The 21,542-nt window shown below is 54.5% G+C and carries 12 protein-coding genes; 10 read left to right on the top strand and 2 right to left on the bottom strand.

What is annotated here, in order from left to right; genetic code table 11:
- Positions 1 to 43: 43 nt before the first annotated feature.
- Entirely contained in the window at positions 44 to 3,232 is a 3,189-nt protein-coding gene (locus tag NW211_RS00060) for a TonB-dependent receptor (RefSeq protein ID WP_258326427.1), read from the bottom strand.
- 329 nt (positions 3,233 to 3,561) lie between these two features.
- Here NW211_RS00060 and NW211_RS00055 point away from each other — a divergent pair, with 329 nt between their 5' ends.
- The 7 genes from NW211_RS00055 (at position 3,562) to NW211_RS00025 (ending at position 14,565) form a co-directional block, all read left to right on the top strand.
- Positions 3,562 to 7,605: a two-component regulator propeller domain-containing protein gene (locus NW211_RS00055; RefSeq protein ID WP_258326426.1), complete on the top strand. Its 4,044-nt coding sequence runs from the start codon at positions 3,562 to 3,564 to the stop codon at positions 7,603 to 7,605.
- Between the two features lie 159 nt (positions 7,606 to 7,764).
- Entirely contained in the window at positions 7,765 to 8,601 is an 837-nt protein-coding gene (locus tag NW211_RS00050) for a glycoside hydrolase family 16 protein (RefSeq protein ID WP_258326425.1), read from the top strand.
- 459 nt (positions 8,602 to 9,060) lie between these two features.
- Positions 9,061 to 9,555, top strand: coding sequence for a hypothetical protein (locus tag NW211_RS00045; RefSeq protein WP_258326424.1), 495 nt, complete (start codon positions 9,061 to 9,063; stop codon positions 9,553 to 9,555).
- A 13-nt stretch (positions 9,556 to 9,568) separates the two neighbouring features.
- Positions 9,569 to 10,033 carry a T9SS type A sorting domain-containing protein gene (locus NW211_RS00040; RefSeq protein ID WP_258326423.1) on the top strand — a complete coding sequence of 155 codons (465 nt, stop codon included), beginning with the start codon at positions 9,569 to 9,571 and terminating at the stop codon, positions 10,031 to 10,033.
- A gap of 8 nt (positions 10,034 to 10,041) precedes the next feature.
- A complete protein-coding gene (locus tag NW211_RS00035; protein ID WP_258326422.1) occupies positions 10,042 to 11,319 on the top strand; it encodes a family 16 glycosylhydrolase in 1,278 nt (425 codons plus the stop codon).
- A gap of 39 nt (positions 11,320 to 11,358) precedes the next feature.
- Entirely contained in the window at positions 11,359 to 12,981 is a 1,623-nt protein-coding gene (locus NW211_RS00030) for a choice-of-anchor Q domain-containing protein (protein WP_258326421.1), read from the top strand.
- A gap of 18 nt (positions 12,982 to 12,999) precedes the next feature.
- Positions 13,000 to 14,565, top strand: a complete 1,566-nt coding sequence (locus tag NW211_RS00025) for a right-handed parallel beta-helix repeat-containing protein (protein ID WP_258326420.1) — start codon at positions 13,000 to 13,002, stop codon at positions 14,563 to 14,565.
- 122 nt (positions 14,566 to 14,687) lie between these two features.
- Here NW211_RS00025 and NW211_RS00020 read toward each other — a convergent pair whose 3' ends face one another.
- Positions 14,688 to 15,716, bottom strand: a complete 1,029-nt coding sequence (locus NW211_RS00020) for a virulence RhuM family protein (protein ID WP_087408068.1) — start codon at positions 15,714 to 15,716, stop codon at positions 14,688 to 14,690.
- Between the two features lie 498 nt (positions 15,717 to 16,214).
- On the opposite strand from NW211_RS00020, the gene NW211_RS00015 reads away from it, so the two are divergent.
- The 3 genes from NW211_RS00015 (at position 16,215) to NW211_RS00005 (ending at position 21,432) form a co-directional block, all read left to right on the top strand.
- Positions 16,215 to 17,873: a M23 family metallopeptidase gene (locus NW211_RS00015; RefSeq protein ID WP_087408066.1), complete on the top strand. Its 1,659-nt coding sequence runs from the start codon at positions 16,215 to 16,217 to the stop codon at positions 17,871 to 17,873.
- Positions 17,874 to 17,893: 20 nt separating this feature from the next.
- Positions 17,894 to 19,537: a dipeptidase gene (locus NW211_RS00010; RefSeq protein WP_258326419.1), complete on the top strand. Its 1,644-nt coding sequence runs from the start codon at positions 17,894 to 17,896 to the stop codon at positions 19,535 to 19,537.
- A gap of 143 nt (positions 19,538 to 19,680) precedes the next feature.
- Positions 19,681 to 21,432 (top strand): phospho-sugar mutase, encoded by a 1,752-nt coding sequence (locus tag NW211_RS00005; RefSeq protein WP_258326418.1) that lies wholly within the window; start codon positions 19,681 to 19,683, stop codon positions 21,430 to 21,432.
- Positions 21,433 to 21,542: the final 110 nt, after the last annotated feature.

Genomic DNA, 21,542 nt, shown 5'->3' with positions numbered 1-21,542 from the left:
CGTGATTTCTTTTTTGCGGTTAAACGGTTTTTGGTATGATGAGTTAGAATTTGAGGTTAACACCGAACATGTAGGTGCGAGAGCCGGGATAGTAACCCAGGTCGATGCCCGAGGTCCAGTTGTCGCCACCTCCGTAGCCTACTTCGGGATCCATACCCGAGTAGTTGGTAAAGGTGAAGAGGTTTTGTACACTGGCATACAAGCGCAGTTGCGAGATGAATTTCGATTTGATCAGGCGGCTGAAGTCGTAGCCCAGCGTCACGTTGCTGATGCGGAAGTAGTCGCCGTCTTCGATATAGAGGTCCGATACGTAGCCGTAGTTGATGGAGCTGCCGTTGATCGAGGGCAGACGGTTCGAGGTACCCTCGCCGTGCCAGCGGCCCAGAATCTCGGTAGTGTAGTTGTCGAATGTCGTGTTGGTGTTGTTACGGTACGACTTGGCAATCTGGTTGCCGGCTACACCATAACCCGTGAGCGAGAAGTCGAAACCTTTGTAACCCAGGTTTATCGAGATACCGTACGTTACATCGGGGTGGGGGTCGCCGATAAAGGTCTTATCGCCGTCGTCGATGGAGCCGTTGTTGTTCAGGTCCATGAAGATGACATCGCCGGGTTTGGCATCGGGCAGGATTTTCTTGGTAGCACCGGTCTCGGGGTCGGTCCAGGTATACGAGTCGATTTGTTCCTGGTTCTGGAAGATACCGTTCGTCTTGTAGCCGTGGAAGAAACCTACGGGTTGTCCCACTTCGGCACGGGCCAGATAGGTGGTGTTGTGGGTAAGGATGTTGGAGGTACCGTTGATGAAGCCTTCGCCGTTATCGATGCTGAGTACCTCGTTGTGGTTGTACGACATGTTGCCTTTGATGCTGTAGGTAAAGTCGCCCACCTGGTTGGTCCAGTCGAGAGCAATTTCGACACCGGTGTTTCTGATGTCACCGCCGTTGATGTAGGGGGCGTCGGTACCCCAGATACCCAGGCCTTGCGGTTTCACGAGCCAGCCGAGGGTCAGTTTTTCGTACCAGTCGAACGAGAATCCCAGACGGCCTTTCAGGAAACGGGTATCCAAACCGATATCGGTCTGACGCGAAGTCTCCCAGGTGAGGTTGGGGTTGGCAATCTTGTCGGCATAGGCACCGATGGTGTAGGCCGACTTGTCTTCGCCGAAGTAGTAGATGGCGGCGTTGGTGGCGTTGCCGATGGCGATGGTCTCGAGGTAGGCGAGGCGGCCGATGTTGCAGTTACCGTTCTCACCCCAGCTGGCGCGGAGTTTCAACTGGTCCATGAAGTTCACGTTTTCTTTGAAGAAATTCTCCTCGTGGATGTTCCAACCGGCCGATACCGAGGGGAAGTAACCCCAGCGGTGACCGCGGGCGAAGTTGGACGAACCGTCGGCACGCATCGTCACGCTGGCCATGTATTTGCCTTTGTAGTCGTAGTTGACACGACCGAAGAACGAGACGATACCGCCGTCGTCCCAGGGCGAACCGGTAGCGGTGGTTGTTCCGCTGGTCACGGCCTTGACGTTGCTCAGGTAGGCATATTCAAACGAGTCGAACTCCGAACCCTTGTTCGAGCCGGCCAGGTTTTCACCGAATCCCCAGCGTTCGAGCGAGTTACCTACCAATACGTTGAATTTGTGGAAGTCGTTCAGCGTGAAGTCGTAGGAAACCGTGTTGTCCCAGCTCCATTGCAAGCCGTTCCACGAGCTTTGAGTCACCTTGTCCTGGTCCGAGAAGTTGACCGAGTTCAACCGATAGACCGGCGTATATTCGCGGCTGGTACCGCCGTTGTAGGCATAGCCGAAGGTCGAGCGCCATTTCAGGTTCTTGATGGGTTCGAAGATGAGGTAGAGGCTACCGCGCACCGAGTAGTTTTTGCTGGTTACGCGCGAGCGCAGGTAATCCATTTGAGCGATGGGGTTTACCGACTGGTAGTCGAGCCCTTCGAGCGGGTCGTGGTAGTCGCCGTTCTCGTCGTATACGGGGAGCAGCGGGTTACCGGCCAGGGCGCTGCGCACGTCGTTCCAGTAGATGTTGCCGGTACCCATACCCAGGCCCGAGCTGCTCACGTGGCCGGCCGTAAGGGTCTCGCCAAAGGTAAGTATGTTGCGGTCGCCGCTGCGGATGACGTGGTGTTCCGAGTTCAAACGCAGGGTGTAACGCTCGTAGAGCGATTTCACTTCGGGATTCTCCAGACCGATAACCGGCTCTTGCGACGTGTAGGAGAAACCGAACGAGAAATTGGAGATGTCGTTACCGCTGGTCACGTTCACGGCGTGTCCCATTTGCGGAGCATTCTCGAGTGTCATCTCTTTCAGCCAGTTGGTGCCGGTGAAAGTACCGTTGTCTACCCCTTCGAGAATACTGCCGGGAATACGGTCGGCAAAGTATTGGCGGTCGTAACCGGCCTCGTTGAGGATTTCGAGATACTGTTTGGCATTCAGGGGTGTAGCCGTCTTGGCCAGGTTCTGGAAGCCGATGTAGCCGTCGTACTCGATGGTGGCTTTTCCCTTTTTACCCTGCTTGGTAGTTACCAGAATAACGCCGTTGGCGGCACGGGCACCGTAGATGGCGGCCGAGGCAGCATCTTTCAGCACGTCGACCGATTCGATGTCCGAGGGGCTCAGCATCGAAATATCGCCGTTGGGCACACCATCTATAATATAGAGAGGATCCGAGGTGCCGATGGTACCGAGACCACGGATGGTTACTTTGAAACCGTCGCCCGGTTTACCGCTCTGCTTGATGATGTTGACACCCGGTGTTTGGCTCTGCAAGGCGCCCAGCGTATTCACCGTGTTCAGTTTGGCAATGTCGTCGCCTTTCACTTGTACGGTGGCGCCCGTTATCAGTTTCTTCTGTTGCACGCCGTAACCGATGGCCACAAATTCGTCGAGCATGTTCATGGCCGGGGTCATTTCGATAGTCAGGTAGGTTTTGCCTTTTACGTGTACCGTAGTCGTTTCATAACCCAGATACGAAACAACCAGAGCCGCATTGGGCGAAGCGGATAGCTCGAAACGGCCGTCCTTGTCGGTAATGGTTCCGTTGGTGGTGCCTTTTTCGGCAATGCTGGCTCCGATCAGCGGTTCGCCGGCCGAAACGACAATACCCGAAATTTTTGTCGACTGGGCAAATACGGAACCGCCGCACGCCATAAAAAGCAGCAAGAATACGAGGATATCCTTGATCCTCCCTCTTGTTTGTTTTTTGGTAAAGTTTTCTTTTTCCATGATTAGATTGTTGTGTGTTATTCTATGTTTTTTGCCTTGTGTCAAGTACGGAAATTTTGTATGTCAAAATTACTTCGTAGTTCTTTCGAGGGCTTGCATATATAAGTATTAGTATTTTCGTATGGTGAGGCTATGTTGTAAAAATGTAGCAAAGAGTTAAAGATATGTAGCCAGTTTTACCGGGCCGATATAATTCAAGAAAAAGCACTACATTTGTAGAGTAAAAGCAAAAGCCCTAATTCAAGAAGATTTCGTTTCACTGGACGATGATGCACACGAAAACACTACACATATTACTTAATTTGCTCTGGCTCTCTGTTTTTCCACTCTTGGCGAATACCGATAAGTTTTATGGTTTGCAGGAGGGACTCTCCAACAGTCATGTAAACAGTATCTATCAGGATAGGGCCGGTCTTATTTGGATTTGTACCGACAACGGTCTGAACAGTTTCGACGGGTTGAAGTTCAAGACCTACTACCACATACTCGACGATGAGACCTCGCTCGACAACAATTCGGTGCTGACGGTCTACGACGATACCAAAGGCAATCTGTGGGTGGGAACCACCGGCGGCCTGCAACTGCTCGACCGGACGACCGACCGCTTCACGACCATCCGTTTTTCCTACCCCTACATTACCGATTTCAGCTACATCAGCTGCATCATCGAGGACAGCCGGGGCAACATCTGGCTCTCGACCAGCCGGGCCGGTGCCATCTGTCTCAAGGGCGACGACCATCGTCCCGTCTACTACCTGCCTACCAACAGCAACATCTGCTCCGATAAAATCAATACGATATACGAAGACCGTTTCGGCAATATCTGGATCGGTTCGCAAGACAACGGTATCAGTGTGCTGAACATGGAAAACCACACCATTGTCAATTATGCACACGACCCCGACGACGAGAATTCGTTGTCGAGCAACAAGGTATTCTCGTTTGTCGAGCTCCCCGACGGCAACATGCTCATCGGTATGATCGACGGCGGTATCGACCTGTTCGACTACAACTCCAAGAAGTTTATCCGCAACTACATCCCCTCGGTCGAGGGGGCTTTCACCTTGAAGAAGGGGCTCCATAACAATATCTGGATTGGTACCGACGGGAACGGGCTTAAGAATTTCGATTACAAGACCGGGGCAATCAGCACCTACGACTCCGATTTGAACAGCGTAGACATGCACCACGCCAAGGTGCACGGTATCCTCGAAGACCGGTTGGGCAACCTGTGGCTCGTGCTCTACCAGAAGGGTATCATGATGATTCCCCAACAGGAGCGCATCTTCCACAACTGGGGCCTGAACTTCTTTCACCCCGAGTTGAATATCGGTACCGAGTGTGTGCTGAGCATTCTCGAGGACAGCGCCCGCCGCGTGTGGATAGGTACCGACGGCGACGGCATCTACCGCCTGAATGCCAACCGCAAGGTCGACCGCCATTACAGCACCGCCCAATTGCCGGCCAGTGTGGTACTGGCCATTTTCGAGGACAGCAAGAAACGCATCTGGCTGGGTACCTATCTGCACGGGCTCTATCTCTACGACGAGGGCTCCGACAGCTTCCGCAGCGTGAAACTGCACGCCGGCGGCAAGGCGGTGAAGGATATTTACACCATCGAAGAGAATGCCGACGGCACTCTGTGGATTGGTACCAACGAAAACGGCCTTTGCCTCTACAACCACGACACCGGTAAGATTACGAGCTACACCTACGATATGATGTACAGCGGCAACCAGATACCCAGTAACTCGGTGCATACCATACTCTTCGGGCGCGACAAGCAGGTATGGATAGGTACCAGTAGTGCCGGCATCAGTTGCTTCGACCAGAAGACCGGGCAGTTTCACGACTACAATGTCGAGAACGGCAAACTCAAAAACAACAACATCTACGCCGTAGCTCAGGACAAGGCCGGCAATATCTGGGTGGGGACCAAAGGCGGGCTGCACTACATCGACCTGAAGCGCGACACCATGCTGCTCTATACCGAGGCCGACGGGCTGGCCAACGCCTCTATTGCCGGCATCGAAATCGACGGGAACGGCAATCTGTGGATCAGCACCTCGCTGGGCCTCTCGTTCTACGATGTGAAGCAAAAGCGATTCTCCAACTACTACACCTCCGACGGCTTGCAGAACAACGAGTTCAGACGCGGAGCCCATTTCGGCTCCAAGACGGGCGAGCTCTTTTTTGGCGGCATCGACGGGCTCACGGCCTTCTATCCCTTTGTGCCGCATGCCGGGCACGAGCTCACCAACCTCATGTTTACCGACCTCTATTTCTATAACGAAAAAATCGAGGTGGGCGATACCGACGATGCCGTGCTGAAGCACAACATCAACGCGACCGACCGTATCAAGATCGGACACGATATTCGCAGCTTCTCCATCGAGTTTGCCGCACTCGAATACAATTCGCCCGAAAAGGTGATTTACCAGGTGAAGATGAAGAACTTCGATACCGAGTGGCGCACCCTGCCCGCAGGCAGTCGGCTGGCTACCTACACCAATCTGAACCATGGTTCCTACACCTTTATGGTGCGGGCCTTCCTGCCCGGGACGAAACCGGTCGAACGCAGTTTGCCCATTGTCATCACGCCGCCCTTCTGGCTCACGTGGTGGGCCAAGACCTTCTACATCCTCTGTGTGCTGGCCGCACTCTTCCTCTTCTTCTACATGATGGAGCGCCGGGTACGTCGCAAGAAAGAGACCATTCAGAAGGAGAACGACAACCTCATCATGCAATCGAAACTCCAGTTCCTCACCGACATATCGCACGAAATCAGAACCCCGTTGACCCTGATACTCTCGCCCATAGAGACCCTGATCAAGGATACGCCCGAGGGGTCGCTGCGCAATGTCTATAAGCTCATCAACCAGAACGGGCAACGCATCCTGCGCCTTATCAACCAGGTGATGGAGATGCGAAAACTCGACCGTGGTCAGGTGAGGCTGCTGGCTGCGCCTACCGATGTGGAGCACTTCTTCCGCGAGGTATCCTCGTCGTTCGACAACATTGCCGAGGAGAAGAAAATCCGCTTCTCGTTGCAGGTCGAGCCGGGGTTGCCCAAGGTGTGGATTGATCAGGAGAAGCTCGACAAAGTGGTATTCAACGTGCTCTCCAACGCTTTCAAATATACCCCCGAGAGCGGCCGCATCGACATCACGATAGGGCGCGACGGCGACCAGTTGAGAATCTGTATCGCCGACTCGGGCGAGGGCATTCCGCCCGAACAGCGCGAGCTGATATTCAATCGCTTCTACCAGGTGCCCACGAGTGCCAACCGCAACAAGGTGGGCACGGGTATCGGGTTGCACCTCTCGCGCAGCCTCATGGAGATACACCACGGCCGCATCTATGTCGACGATTCTCCCTTTGGCGGGGCTGCGTTTGTCATCACGTTGCCCCTCGACAACAGCTATTTGAAGAAAGAGGAGATGCAGGCCGAGGGCTCCGAAAACAGCCTGGCCACACTGGTGCAGCCCGCGTTGCAAGACTTCGTCGAAGATACGCCCGAGGAACAGTCGCAGGGCTCGACGAGCACATCCCGGTACAAACTGCTGGTGGTCGAAGACGACAAGGACATACGCAAGTATCTGAAAGAGGTGCTTGGCGACTATCGGGTCATCGAGGCCGAAGACGGTGTGCAGGGGTTGGAACTCGTCATCAGCGAGATGCCCGATTGTGTGATTACCGATGTAATGATGCCCGAGATGGATGGCATCGAGTTGTGCAAGAAAATCAAAACCAACGACAAAACCTGCCATATCCCCGTCATCATGCTCACGGCAAAGACTGCTATCGAGCAGCGCATCGAGGGGCTCGAAGTGGGGGCCGACTCGTACATACCCAAGCCCTTCAACGTAGAGCACCTGCGTACCCGGGTGCGCAAGCTCATCGAGTTGCGTCGCACCATTCGCGAAAAATACGAGGGGAAACACGAGTTGCGCAAGGAAGACATCAAGATAAAGTCGGGCGACGAGAAACTGCTCGAGAAGCTGGAACAGATTGTCAAAGAGCAGATTTCCGACCCCAACCTCTCGGTCGAGACCATCAGCCGCCAAATCGGGGTGAGCCGTTCGCAACTCCAGCGCAAGCTCAAGCAACTGACCAACCAGAACCCGAGCGACTACCTCAAGACCACCCGTCTGCGCTATGCCGCCATGTTGCTGGTGACGAAAAACCTCTCCATCTCCGAGGTTACCTACGAGGCCGGCTTCTCGTCGCTTTCGCACTTCTCCAACAGCTTCCGCGACTTCTACGGCATGTCGCCCAGCCGCTATGTCGAGCTGAACCATGCTGGAGCCGCCCGGTCTGAGGAGGAGACCGACTCCGAAGCCACCGACGAGCCGAAACCGTCGGCCGACTGATTGCAGAATCTTTGCAGAACCTCCCGGGGCTGTGTCCCCGAAAGTGCGTGTAGACGGCACTTCTGCTACATAAACTGAAATCTGCGCTACATATATGAAAGAGCCGAGCCCCGCCCCGTGCCTATCTTTGCACTGTTAACGCAAATAGAATTTGAAATCATGAAAAGAGTGCAATGGATTTGGGTCGGGTTGCCGCTGTGGCTGTTGGTGGCATGCAGCCCGACAAGCAAACTGGTATTTGAAGACCATTTCGACGGTGAGGGGTTGCCCGATTCTACCCGATGGAATTACGAAGAGGGGTATGTGCGCAACGGCGAGTTGCAGTATTATACGGTAGCGCGGCCCGAAAACTGTTATCAGAAAGATGGCTGTCTGCACATAGTCTGCCGCAACGACAGTGCCCGCATCGAGCAGGGATTGTTCGGCAAGGCCTGGGCGACACCAGTCGATACGACCCGCTGCGACAGTGTGGCCCCCGTTACTTCGGCCAGCATTACCACCCGCGGATTGGGTGAGTGGAAATACGGTCGGGTAGAGGTACGGGCCAAATTGCCCGATTGCCGGGGCTCCTGGCCCGCCATCTGGATGAGGCCGGCTCGAGACACCTATGGCAAATGGCCCCGGAGCGGCGAAATAGACATTATGGAAAACGTGGGCTACGACCTGCCCAAGGTGCACTATGCCATACACACCGAGAAGTACAACCACACCAAGAACAACCAGAAACGCTTTACGGTCGACTGCCCCACGGTAGCCACCGATTTTCACGTGTATGGCTTCGAATGGCGGGCCGACAAACTCACCTGGTATCTCGACGGGGTCGAGACCTACTCGGTGGTCAAGGACGAAGAGGGCTGGGAAGCCTGGCCGTTTGACCAACCTTTCTTCCTGATACTCAATTTCGCTTTCGGCGGAGGCTGGGGCGGTAGCCAGGGGGTGAACCTCGAGGGGCTGCCTCAGGAGTATGTAATCGACTACGTGAAGGTTTATCAATAGGTTTTCAATCATCATACATCGCGAGCCATCCTCTTACTGCCTCCCGGCAGGTTGTGCCTCCCGAAGTGAGGCACCTGAATCAATCGGAATTTCTGTTTCGGCCGGGAGGTAGGAGGGGTTGTGTTTGCCCCCTTGCAAGATTGCAGTTCGGGGGGCCTACCTGCGAAATAGCGCCTTCGGCAGAGGTTATGATGCGAGCAGAACGCTCCCGGTTTTCCTTTCGGAAAAATGCAAGAAAATAGTCACAAAAAGGCTTCTCCGGGGCCGCTCGGGCCGCTCTGCAACATATTTCAAAGTTTTTGCTACAATTTTTCAATAGCGAATGCAAAACTTCAAACAATCACATACTCGCAGTAAAGCCTTTCGTCCCGATTCAATCTACATTTGTGATGTCACAAGACAAGGACAGGATACAGACAATTATTTGTAAAACGTAAAATAAAAAATAGAAAGAAATTTATGAGAAAGAGATTCATTTCCATTTTGACGGCATTCTTTGGAATCTTAGGAGCCGCAGCCCAGGTTCCGGGTTCGTTTCAATATCAGGCCGTGATGCGCAACGACGACGGCAGCATCGCTTCCAACAAGCCCCTCGAGTTGAAGGTGCGCATTCATCAAGGCTCGGCCGACGGTACGGTAGTGTACGAAGAGGAGCATACCACCTCGACCAATGCCTCGGGTATCATCACCCTCAAGGTAGGAGAGGGCACCAACACGTCGCGTGTCAACGTACTCTACGATATTGACTGGAGTGCCGACGCCTACTTCTTCGAGACACAAGTCAACCGGGGTACCGGCTATGTGAGCCTGGGTACTCAGCAACTGCTCAGTGTGCCCTATGCCAAGTGTGCCGAAGTGGCCGACAACGTACACATAAAATCGCCCGATGGTAAAATGTGGCGCATCAAGGTGGCCAACGACGGTACAATCTCGACCGAAGCCGTAAACCAATAAAACAGATGAGACGATGATGAAGAAAGCTATACTATTATTATCGGTAGCGTCGGTATTGAGCGGGCAGGCCGTGGCTCAATCGGTTTTGTCGACATCAGGCTGCACGACCGAGACCCTCACCTGGACGTTGGGCGAGGTCTTCACCGAGTCGGTGTTGCGCTCCAATGTCGTTCGTTTCTCGCAAGGGTTCAATCAACCGATCGAGTTCTCGACCTCGGGTATCTTGAGCATAAAGGGCGATAACCTCACCTTTACCGCAGGCCCCAATCCCGTAGCCGATGTGCTGTATCTCACGGTTTCGGGCTCGGGGGTTACCACCTGGCAGCTCTACGATTTGCAGGGCCGCATGCTCGACTCGGGCCGTATGCTCGATGGACAGCAGGCCGTAATCGGGTTCGCCGACCGGAAAGCCGGAGAGTATCTGTTGAAAATGGAAAATGAGACAGGACGCCGTTCTGTCAAGATTATTAAAAAATAGGTGTGACGATGAAAAGATTTATTTTAGCCATATGGGCCGTATGTTTGCTTTCGGCAATTGACGTATGTGCCCAAACCATAAAGGGGATACCCTATCAGACCATAGTGCGCGACGAGCAAGGTAACCCCATGCCCAACCAGGAGGTGACGGTGCGTTTCTATATTCAGCGTACCTTGTCGACACGGTCCGATGCCGAACCTCAGTTGTTGTATAGCGAGACTCATTCGACCGTGAGCGATGCCAATGGACAGGTGAGCCTGCAAGTAGGTGCGGGTACTCCGCTCGAAGGCTCGTTCGAAGCCGTCGACTGGTGGGGAAAGGTTTCGATTGAAACCGAACTGGAATTGCCCGGCACGGGAGAACGGGTATTTACCACTACGCAAGAGTTGGGTACGGTGCCCTATGCCCTGTCGGCCGAGAAGGCTTTGCTGCTCAAGTCGGACGACGGTACGCAATGGAGTCTCGAGTGCGACAACGAGGGTAACCTGAAGTCGGTGAAAATTCCCCAACGCTATACCAAGCTGGTATTCTCCGACGAGTTCGAGGGTACCGGTCTGCCCGACGACAGCAAGTGGGGCTATGAAGAGGGTTACACTCGCAACGGCGAGGAACAGTATTATACGGTAGCCCGCGAGGAGAACTGCTACATGGCTGACGGCTATCTGCACATCGTCTGCCGCAACGACAGCGCCCTCATCGAGAATGCGCTCTACGAGAAACCCTGGAGCGCTGGCGGTTCGCACGGCTATCGGGCCGATACGATTATTCCCATCACTTCGGCCAGTGTCGTGACCAAAGGCAAGTTTGCCTTCACCTACGGTCGGGTAGAGGTACGTGCCAAACTGCCCGTGTGTCTGGGTTCCTGGCCTGCCATCTGGATGTTCCCGCAAGACCGTAGCGACTGGCCTGCCTGTGGCGAAATCGATATTATCGAGCATGTAGGCTACGATCCCGGAAACATCTATTTCACGGTTCACTCGACCGAACTCAATGGCAACAACCAACCCAACCGTTACGCCTCGAGCGCACCTATCGAGAATCCCGAAGATTGGCACGTCTATGCCTTCGAATGGCATCCCGACCGGCTCATGTGGTATATCGACGACGAGCTCCAGTTCACCGTAGTACGGTCGCGGGTTTACTCCGACAGCAACTGGCCTTTCAACAAGGATTTCTATCTGTTGCTCAACTTCGCCTTCGGTGGTGGCTGGGGAGGCCGCGAGGGTATCGACATAGAGGCATTGCCGCGTGAGTATGTGATAGACTATGTACGAGTATACCAGTAACATAAAGATAAAACGGATAAAACCAATAAGACTAAAATCATGAAAAAAACAACTACACTTGTCTGTACCGTCCTGATGGCGGCTATGTGTAGCTTCCCCGGGAGAGCCGACAAGGTCTACTATGTCGATCCCGATGGAAACGCACCCGACGGTATGACGGTCGATGCCGTCTATACCAAAGTGGCTTCGGCCATCAACAACGTGACGGCCGACGAGCCGGTGACCATCTACCTGAAACCGGGTCACGAGTTTAAAGAGAGTAACATGACCACCGGCACGAACCGGGTCGATTTGACAATCATCGGCGACAGCTCCACCATCAATGCCGGTACCGCTCAGCGTATCTTGCGCACCGAGGCTGCCCGTCTGGTCTTGAAGGGCATCACCTTCACCGGAGTCAAAGACTACACCAGCATGGGCGGTGTGCTCTACTTTGCCGGCAATGCCGGCAGTGCCTCCGAACTGGTAGTCGACAGCTGTGCCTTTGAAAACTGTTCGCTGACATCGGGAGCCGACGGCGGTGCCGCCATCGCTACCGGTACGAATGCCATGAGCGTGACCATTACCAACTGCGTGTTCAAGAACAACGAGACCGAAGGATACAGAGACTCCATGAGTGGTACCTCTATCCATTTCCAGGGTAAAGACGGGGTTTTCACTCTCGAAAACTCTATCTTCCAGGGCAACGTGATTAACTCCAATTCGGGAGCCAACGCCGTGGGTATCGTCAACAACTCGAACGTGCAGGCCCGCCTGGTCAACAACACTTTCTACAACAACACTACGCTGGGTGTTCCCGTAGGCTCTGTTCCCAATATCCTGTTCAATGGATCTTCCAATACGGCCGAGGTGGTGAACAACACCTTCTACTTCGATTTGAGAGACGATGCCGAGGGTGAGGAGGGCGACCAGACCCTGATGAAGAAGGTCTACAAAAGAACCTCTGCCGTCAACGTGGGCGAGACCGGCAACAATACCCTCTACTTCGTCAACAACGCCGTGGTCGGTTTGCGCAGTGCCGTCATTTCGCCGGCTGCTACGGGACGTACCATCGTGTGCCGCAACAACTACGCCGCCGTGCTCGAGCCTCACGCCTATGTAACCGAACTGGCCAACGAGGTCGATGGCAACGTGCTGCTCACGGCGCGCGAGTCGAATGTGGGCGATCCCTTCATTGCCGACATCGACAGCCTCACTACGTTGATAGGTGAGGTGGGATTCGCCGATACGCTTTCGACCGATAACTTCGTACCCTATCTGGCTACGACCGAAGAGAGTCCGCTCATCGATGCCGGTACGGCCGAATATCTGGTGGGCGATGCAAATATCGTCCCCGGGGTCGATGTGCTGGGCAATGCCCGCGACGACGAGGGTGTCGACATCGGTGCCTATGAATATGTGACCGAAGATGTGCCTACGGCTGTTGCCTCGGTCGATGCCGCCCCCGACTTCAGAGTCTATGTACGTTCGGGCGAACTGGTAGTCGAGAATCACACCGATACCGCATTCGAGGTAAATCTCTTCCAAATTGACGGCCGTCGGGTAGCCACCCTGTCGGTACCGCAATCGGCCGTGGTAGCCCGGGCTTCTCTCGCCCACGGCGTTCTGCTGGTCGTAGCCACCGACGGTACGACACAAATCACGAAAAAAGTAATCTTATAAACTTAATATCAATATTTTATGAAAAAGAATTTCTTATTAGTAGCTCTGTTGGCAGGTTCTCTCGGAGCAAACTCCTTTGCTGCCACAGAAATTTATGTGAAAGCCAGTACGGGTAGCGACAGCTACAATGGATTGTCTTGGGACACCGCTTTCAAAACCGTAAGCAAAGCAATAGGTAGTGTACAAGAGAACGAGGAGACGATTATCTACCTCGAAGCCAATACTGTATTCGATACAGGTGGTCAGTTGGATTTGGGTAACAACAAGATTGTTTCGATTATCGGCGACAACACCACGCTGCGCGCCGCCGAGAAAGCCGGTAAGGATGGTGGCGAAGGTGCCCGCATCTTGCGTGCTGTCGGTGGTTGCGACCTGTCGTTGAAGGGCATCACTTTCCTCAACGGTCGCCAGATCGAGTATAACCCCGGCGGTGGTGTATTCTTTGCCGGTAACACGCTGGTAGTCGATAGCTGTACCTTCATCGACAACGAGTCGGGCTCGGGGGGCTCGGGTATTGCTTCTCGTGGTGTGAGTGTAACGGTTCGCAACTCCTATTTCGACGGCAACTACGTGAACAGCGGTTACGGTACGGGTGCTGCCATCGTACAAGCCGGTGTGAACAATGGCGAGGCCGGTACGCTGCTGGTAGAGAACTGTACCTTCTACCGCAACGACCTGAACGGTGTGGGTACGGCTATCTCGACGAAAGATGCCGGTGCCGGATACTCCAACATGAAAGAGGTGAAGATTGTCAACTGTACCTTCCTCGAGAACACCTCCGACCTGGCCAACCAGGCTGCCATCGATGTATCGGACAACAGCGAAATCCCCGTCAAAATTATAAACAACACCTTCTACGGTAACGACGGTGCTCTGCGTGTAGGCGACATCTACGGCGAAAAGGGCGGCGAAGTTATCTTCATCAACAACCTCGTATTTGCCAACGCTTCGGGTATCTTTGGTGCCGAGGGTTATTCGGTTGCCGACCTCCGTTCGCCCATCATCGGCTACAACAATATCATTGTAGGTGCCGAGCGTGGTGTCAACGAATTCATCGACGACGAGTGCTTCAACGACAAGAAAGACCTGTACAACAACCGCGTGGAGACGCTGGCCTCGTATCCGCTCTCGATGGTTTCTCTGGCCACCGAACTCTCGACCGACAACTATGTACCTTACCTGGCTTTGACGGCCGAGAACAGCGACGCCGTAAATGCCGGTTACGCTACGGGTACCTATGCCGAACTCATCCCCGCGACCGATATTCGTGGCAAGTATGCTGCCGGTACAAGAGATATCGGTGCCTATGAATACGGAGGTCTCGATGATGATGAATCGGCCATTTCGTCGGTTGTTGCCGATGCTTCCGATTTCGTAATCGCTCGCAATGGCGACCAGGTTACGGTTGTCAACACCGCCGACCGTCGCTTCACCCTCACCGTAGTCGACATGCTGGGCCGCACGCTCTATACTGCCGAGGCTGCCGGTCAACTCACGGTCGACAAACAGGAGCTGGGTGCTCGTTGCGTCATCTTCGTACTCACCGACGGAGTAAGCAAGAAAGCTGAAAAAGTAATGTTGTAATCTAATGTGTTTCTCCGGTAGGAGATAGGATTGGTTATAGTGTAGCCCTGCCTGAATATTCAGGTGGGGCTGCTTTTTTGTGTTTAGGGGTGATGGTTGAAGCGGGAGTTACCTTTGACGATTCACTCCTTGTCGTTGTCGAAATCAATCAGCGGGTTATCATTCCATCGGTCAAAATCCGATTGAAACAATTTATCCTGGATGAGGCGATATTTTTCAAATTCGGTTTCGGCATATAATTTGGCTTGCTCGGTCGATACGGTTCCGGCATCGGCCAATATGGGCCTGTCGTCACTATCCAGAAATTTATCTATTCGTATGGCCCAGTCTTCCATTGTCATGGGAATGCGACGCTTGGCTCTGTCTTCAGCCAAATCGAGAAACGCGTTAACAATTCTTCCCATCGACTCCAGTTCGTCTCCTTTCAAATAGTTTTTAGCAACCGCCACATCGGTTTTTACGATTTTTCCATTAGGCGCGTTTTCCCAAGAGGTAAGGCCCATGTGTTCTTTTTCGGCATTGGCTCGTTCTACAATCAACTCTGCAGCCGTGTGCCCGTGAACCGCATAGTGTATCTTGTTTTGTACTTTTTGGAAAAACAAACGGGTAGTGGGAGCGTTGCGGTTATAGTCGATACTTGTTGCGTAAATATCGGTCAGCTTTTGATAGAAGCGGCGCTCGCTCAATCGAATTTCACGAATCTCGGCAAGCAGATGCTCAAAATAGTCTTCATTGAGAAATGAGCCATTCTCCATACGTTTTTTGTCAATGACATAACCTCGTATGGCAAATTGACGCAGAATATATGTGCACCACTGACGGAATTGCGTTGCCCGTATCGAATTGACTCGGTAACCGACCGAGATAACGGCATCCAAATTATAATACTTTGTAGCGTACTCTTTTCCGTCGGCGGCAGTTCGTCGGAATTTCCGACAAACTGAATCTTCTTGTAACTCACCACTTTGAAAGATATTCTGCAAATGCTCGGTTATTGTAGAGCGACCTTTGTCGAACAGTAGAGCAATGGCGTCTTGGGTCAGCCAAAGGGTCTCGTCTCTATACATCACTTCTATACCGTCTTCTTGGTTTTCTATTTGAAATATGAGAAATTCGGCCGTGCTGTTACGTATCTGGAGTTTTTTGCTCATGACATGTCTTTTTCAAAAGAGTATTTCAGTTGATGTTTGAATATGGGTTGAGTCATATGACGCTCTCTTGCAAATATATTGTTTTTATCCGATATGTTTGTTTGTGAAAGGTGTGTTTCTCAGAATTTGGCAGAAAGAACGGGCAAAGGAGGTTCCTTCTTTGGGAATGGAAATACTGCGGCATGGCAAAAAAATCTCAAACAAGTTAGTCTTTTTGTATTTACCTTTCACTATCTTTTCATAAAATAGGATTCGGTTCGGCATAAAAAATCAAGCGAGCTTATTTTTTCTGCTCTCACCTTTCACTATCTTTGTTACACGAAGATAGGATGCGGCTCGGCATAGTCAAATTGAAAACTTGGTTTTCATTTGTCTCTGCTCTCACCTTTCACTATCTTTGCAAGGATGTAAGGGGTCGAGCCTCGGGATCTCGCATCAGATTCGATACGGTCGGGTAGAGGCTACCGTTTTACACGATGTAGAAAAAGAAAGGATAATATGCGTTTACGTGGTATATGGCTGGGGGTAGTTCTGGCTCTCGTTGTCCCCGTGTGCCGTGGCGAAATGATTGCGCCGTTGAAAATACCTTTGTTGATGAGTGCCAATTTCGGGGAGTTGCGCCCCAACCATTTCCATTCGGGTATCGACTTGAAAACCCAGGGTCGCACCGGCCTGCCGGTCTATGCGATGGATGGCGGCTATGTGTCGCGGGTCGTGGTTTCGCCGTGGGGCTTCGGCCGTGCGGTCTATATCAATCACCCGTCGGGGTTGACCACCGTCTACGGTCACCTGAAGAGTTTTGCCCCTTTTATCGACGAGATTGTGCGTCGTCTGCAATATGAGCAAGAGGGCTTCTCGATCGACTGCGAATTTGCCGAGGGCGAAATCCCGGTAGGGCAGGGCGATATGATCGGATACAGCGGTAACGCCGGTTCGTCGGGCGGGCCTCACCTGCACCTCGACATCCGTGACACGGCTACCCAGGACCCCATGGACCCGCAGGAGTGGCTTTCGCAATACATTACCGACGACGTGGCTCCCGAGGCGCGTCGGGTGGTGGTCTATACGCATGCCGGGGTGATGGAAAATTCGTCCCGCCGGCTCGAACGCAAGGCTACCAAGAGCGGTGCCGGGGCCTACTCGATAGGCGAACCCATTCCGGCCTGGGGCGATGTCTCGTTCGGTATCGAGGCTTACGACCGCATGACCGGCACGGCCAACAAATACGGCGTGCATCAGGTCGACCTCTATGTCGACGACAGCCTCTTCTTCTCGACCTATATCTACCGCTACTCGTTCGACGAGACCCGCTACATCAACAGCTTCACCGAGGACGGGAAAATCATGCGCACCTATGTGGCACCCGGCAACCGCCTGCGTTCCATCTACAAGCAGGTCGACAATCACGGCATTCTCCACGTCGATGAGGAGCGCGTCTATCCCTGCCGCTATGTGCTCACCGACTACGACGGCAACCAATCGGTGCTGAACTTCTCGCTGGTCGGGCGGCTGCAAGAGCCGGTCGAGCCCCAGAAATCGGGCATCTATTTCTCGTATGCCGTCGACAATTTGTATAAGAAAGACGATTTTGGTATCTTCGTCCCCGCCGGGGCATTGTACGAAAACATCGACTTTACGCGGCGCAAGCTCGAGTCGAACCGCTACTACTCCGATACTCACATCATCGGCCCGGACGACATTTCGCTGCACCGTCCGGCCGAGATTTCGATACGCCTCACCCGCGACCCGCTGGCCGACAAGCGGCAATACTACCTGGTGCGCATCAAGGGCAGCCGGGTCTACCCGGTAGCGGGCGAGTATGCCGACGGCTGGTACAAGGCCAAAATCCGCAACTTCGGCTCCTATGCCGTAGCGGTCGACTCGGTGGCACCCACCATCCAGCCCGTGACGCCCGAGCGTTGGGGCTCGCGGGGCACCGTGGTGCTCAAGGTGGCCGACAATGCCAGCGGCCTCAAGAGCTATCGCGGCGAAATCGACGGCAAGTTTGTCCTCTTCGAACTCGATGGCAAGACCGGCCGCATCTCGTATCGCCTCGAGAGCAACCGGGTGAAGAAGGGTAGCAAGCACACCCTGCGGGTACGGGCTACCGACATGTGTGGCAACGAGCGGGAATACACCGGCTCATTTGTTTGGTAAATAACAATAACCGATTAGATATGAAAAAATTAGCGATTTTATCTCTTTTGACCGTGGCCGCCTGGCCGCAGGCGTGGGCCTGTACGAGTTTGATAGCCGGTAAGCAGGCTACGGCCGACGGGAGTGTGTTGGTAACCTATTCGGCCGATTCCCATACCCTGTATGGGGCGCTCACCTCGTCGCCGGCTGCCGACTGGCCCAAGGGCTCCATGCGCAAGATTGTCGAGTGGGACACCAACAAACCGCTGGGCGAAATCGAGCAGGTAGAGCACACCTATGCCGTGGTGGGCAACATGAACGAGCATCAGCTCACCATTGTCGAATCGACCTGGGGCGGACGTCCCGAGCTGGTCGATACCACCGGCATCATCGACTACGGTTCGCTCATCCAACTCGGTCTCGAGCGGGCCAAGACCGCCCGCGAGGCCATCAAGGTGATGACCGGCCTTGTCAAGAAATACGGCTACTGCAGCAGCGGCGAGTCCTTCACCATTGCCGACCCCAACGAGGTGTGGGTGATGGACCTCATCGGCAAGGGCCCCGACCGTCGCGGTGCCGTGTGGGTGGCTATCCGCATCCCCGACGACTGCATTGCCGGCCACGCCAACTATCCCCGCATTCACAAGATTCCCCTCGACGACAAGGAGAACTGCCTCTACTCGCCCGATGTCATCTCCTTTGCCCGCGAGATGGGCTACTTCGACGGGCTGAACAAGGATTTCAGCTTTGCCCAGACCTATTACCCCGCCGACTTCGGCGCCTTGCGGGCCTGCGATGCCCGCGTGTGGGCCTTCTTCCGCAAGTACGACACGACCATGGACCAGTACCTCCCCTACATCAACGGCGAGGTCTACAACCCCTTCCCCCTCTACATCAAGCCCTCGCGCAAACTCACCGTGCAGGATATGAAGGAGGCCATGCGCGACCACTTCGAGGGTACCCCCTTCGACATGACGCAGGATGTGGGTGCCGGTCCCTTCAAGGTACCGTACCGTTTCCGTCCCATGTCGTTCCAGGTCGAGGGTAAATCCTACTGCATGGAGCGGGCCATCGCCACGCAGCAGACCGGCTTCACCCTCGTGGGCCAGATGCGCAACTGGCTGCCCGACGCCGTGGGCGGTGTGCTCTGGTTCGGTGTCGACGATGCCAACACCTGCATCTATGTGCCCATGTACTGCAGCATCACCCGCGTGCCCGAGTGCTTCAGCCCCAGCAACGGCTCGATGTACGACTTCTCCTGGACCTCGGCCTTCTGGGTTCACAACTGGGTAGCCAACATGGCCTATGCCCGCTACGAGCCCATGATCGGCGACATCCGCAAGGTGCAGACCGCCATAGAGGGCTCGCTCAACGCCCGCCAGGCTGCCATCGACAAGGCTGCTGCCGACCTCTACGCCACTTCGCCCGCCGAGGCCGTGGCCTTCCTCACCCAGTACAGCTGCGAGGCTGCCGAGGCTTCGACCGCCCGCTGGAAGCAACTGGGCGAATACCTCATGGTCAAATTCCTCGACGGCAACGTCAAGCGCGAAGAGAACGGACACTTCAAGGACAACGGCTACGGCCTGCCCGATTCGCCCCTCTTCCCCGGCTACTCCCAGGAGTATTACGAAGAGATTGTGCGCCAGACCGGCGACCGTTTCCTCGAGAAGGCTCCGCAGTTCTAAACCCTGTTTTTTCCCCGAATGGTGAAAACGATACGAAACTTTTTCTTAATTTTTGCACCAGTCTCGAGGAAATAACTAAATTTGTCACAGCGAAATAAACAACCGTAAATCGACGAAACAATTAACTATTGAATTCTGAATATATGGGAAACGAAGATTTATTGAAACAAGTAGAGGCCAAAGCTCAGGTATGGCTGGGCGAAGGCTACGACGAAGAGACGAAAGCCGCTGTACGGGCCATGCTCGACAACGAAGATAAGACCGACCTCATCGAGGCCTTCTACAAGGATCTCGAGTTCGGTACGGGCGGTCTGCGCGGTATCATGGGTGCCGGCACCAACCGCATGAACATCTACACCGTGGGTGCCGCTACCCAGGGACTCTCCAACTACCTGAAGAAGGCATTTGCCGACCTGCCCCAGATCAAGGTGGCCATCGGTCACGACTGCCGCAACAACAGCCGCCGCTTTGCCGAGGTGGCTGCCGACGTATTCTCGGCCAACGGCATCAAGGTATACCTCTTCGACGCCCTGCGTCCCACCCCCGAGGTATCGTTCGCCATCCGTGAGCTGGGCTGCCAGAGCGGTGTCATCCTCACCGCCTCGCACAACCCCAAGGAGTACAACGGCTATAAGGCCTACTGGAGCGACGGTGCCCAGATGATTGCCCCCCACGACAAGAACACCATCGACGAGGTGAACAAGATTACCTCGGTCAAGGATGTGAAATTCCAGGGCAACCCCGCTCTCATCGAGATTATCGGCGAGGAGATCGACCGCCGTTACCTCGACCGCATCAAGACCCTCTCGCTCAGCCCCGAGGCCATTGCCCGTCACCACGACATGAAAATCGTCTACACGCCTATCCACGGCACCGGCGTGCGCCTCGTGCCCGCCTCGCTGAAGAACTTCGGCTTCACCAACATCATCCACGTGCCCGAGCAGGATGTGGTCAGCGGCGATTTCCCCACCGTCGTGTCGCCCAACCCCGAAGAGCCCGCCGCCCTCGACATGGCCATCAAGAAAGCCATTGAGACCGATGCCGAGCTCGTCGTAGCCTCCGACCCCGATGCCGACCGCATCGGCATGGCCGTCCGCAACGACAAGGGCGAGTTTGTCCTCATCAACGGCAACCAGATTGTGATGATATTCCTCAACTACCTCATGACCCGCAACAAGGAGCTGGGGCTGCTCAAGGGCAACGAATACATCGTCAAGACCATCGTCACCACCGAAACCATCAAGACCATTGCCGAGCGCAACGGCTTCAAGATGTACGACTGCTACACCGGCTTCAAGTGGATTGCCTCGGTTATCCGCGAGAACGAGGGCAAGGCCCGCTACATCGGTGGCGGTGAGGAGAGCTACGGATTCCTCCCCGAGGACTTCGTGCGCGACAAAGACTCCGTATCGTCCATCTCGCTCATGGCCGAAATTGCCGCCTGGGCCAAGGACAAGGGCATGACCATGTACCAGATGTTGCAGGACATCTACATCAAATACGGCTTCTCCAAAGAGAAAGGCATCTCGGTCGTTCGCAAGGGCAAATCGGGTGCCGAGGAGATTGTGGCCATGATGAAGAGCTTCCGCGCCAACCCCTTGAAAGAGCTCGCCGGTTCGCCGGTCGTATGCGTCAAGGACTACGACTCGCTCGAAGCCCTCAACCCCGTCACCGGCGAAAAGTCGAAACTCGACATGCCCGTCACCTCCAACGTGCTGCAATACTTCACCGCCGACGGCTCCAAAGTCTCCATCCGTCCCTCGGGTACCGAGCCCAAGATTAAGTTCTACATCGAGGTGCGCGGCATCAAGATGGACAGCTATGCCGACTACGACGCCGCCAACGCTGCCGCCGATGCCAAGATCGAGGCCATCAAGAAAGAGCTGGGCATCTAATTCCTTTCGACCCGTCGGGCGCCGCGCCTTGCGCGGTAGCCCCTTCGAGATAGAGCGGCCCCGGGAGTCTCGTGCTCCCGGGGCCGCTTGCCTGTTTGCGGGGTAGGGGG

It is taken from the genome of Barnesiella sp. ET7 (assembly GCF_024733785.1).
Taxonomy (GTDB): Bacteria; Bacteroidota; Bacteroidia; order Bacteroidales; family Barnesiellaceae; genus Barnesiella; species Barnesiella merdigallinarum.
Note: the sequence above shows the minus strand (reverse complement) of the source record. Positions and strands in the feature narration are given on the sequence as shown.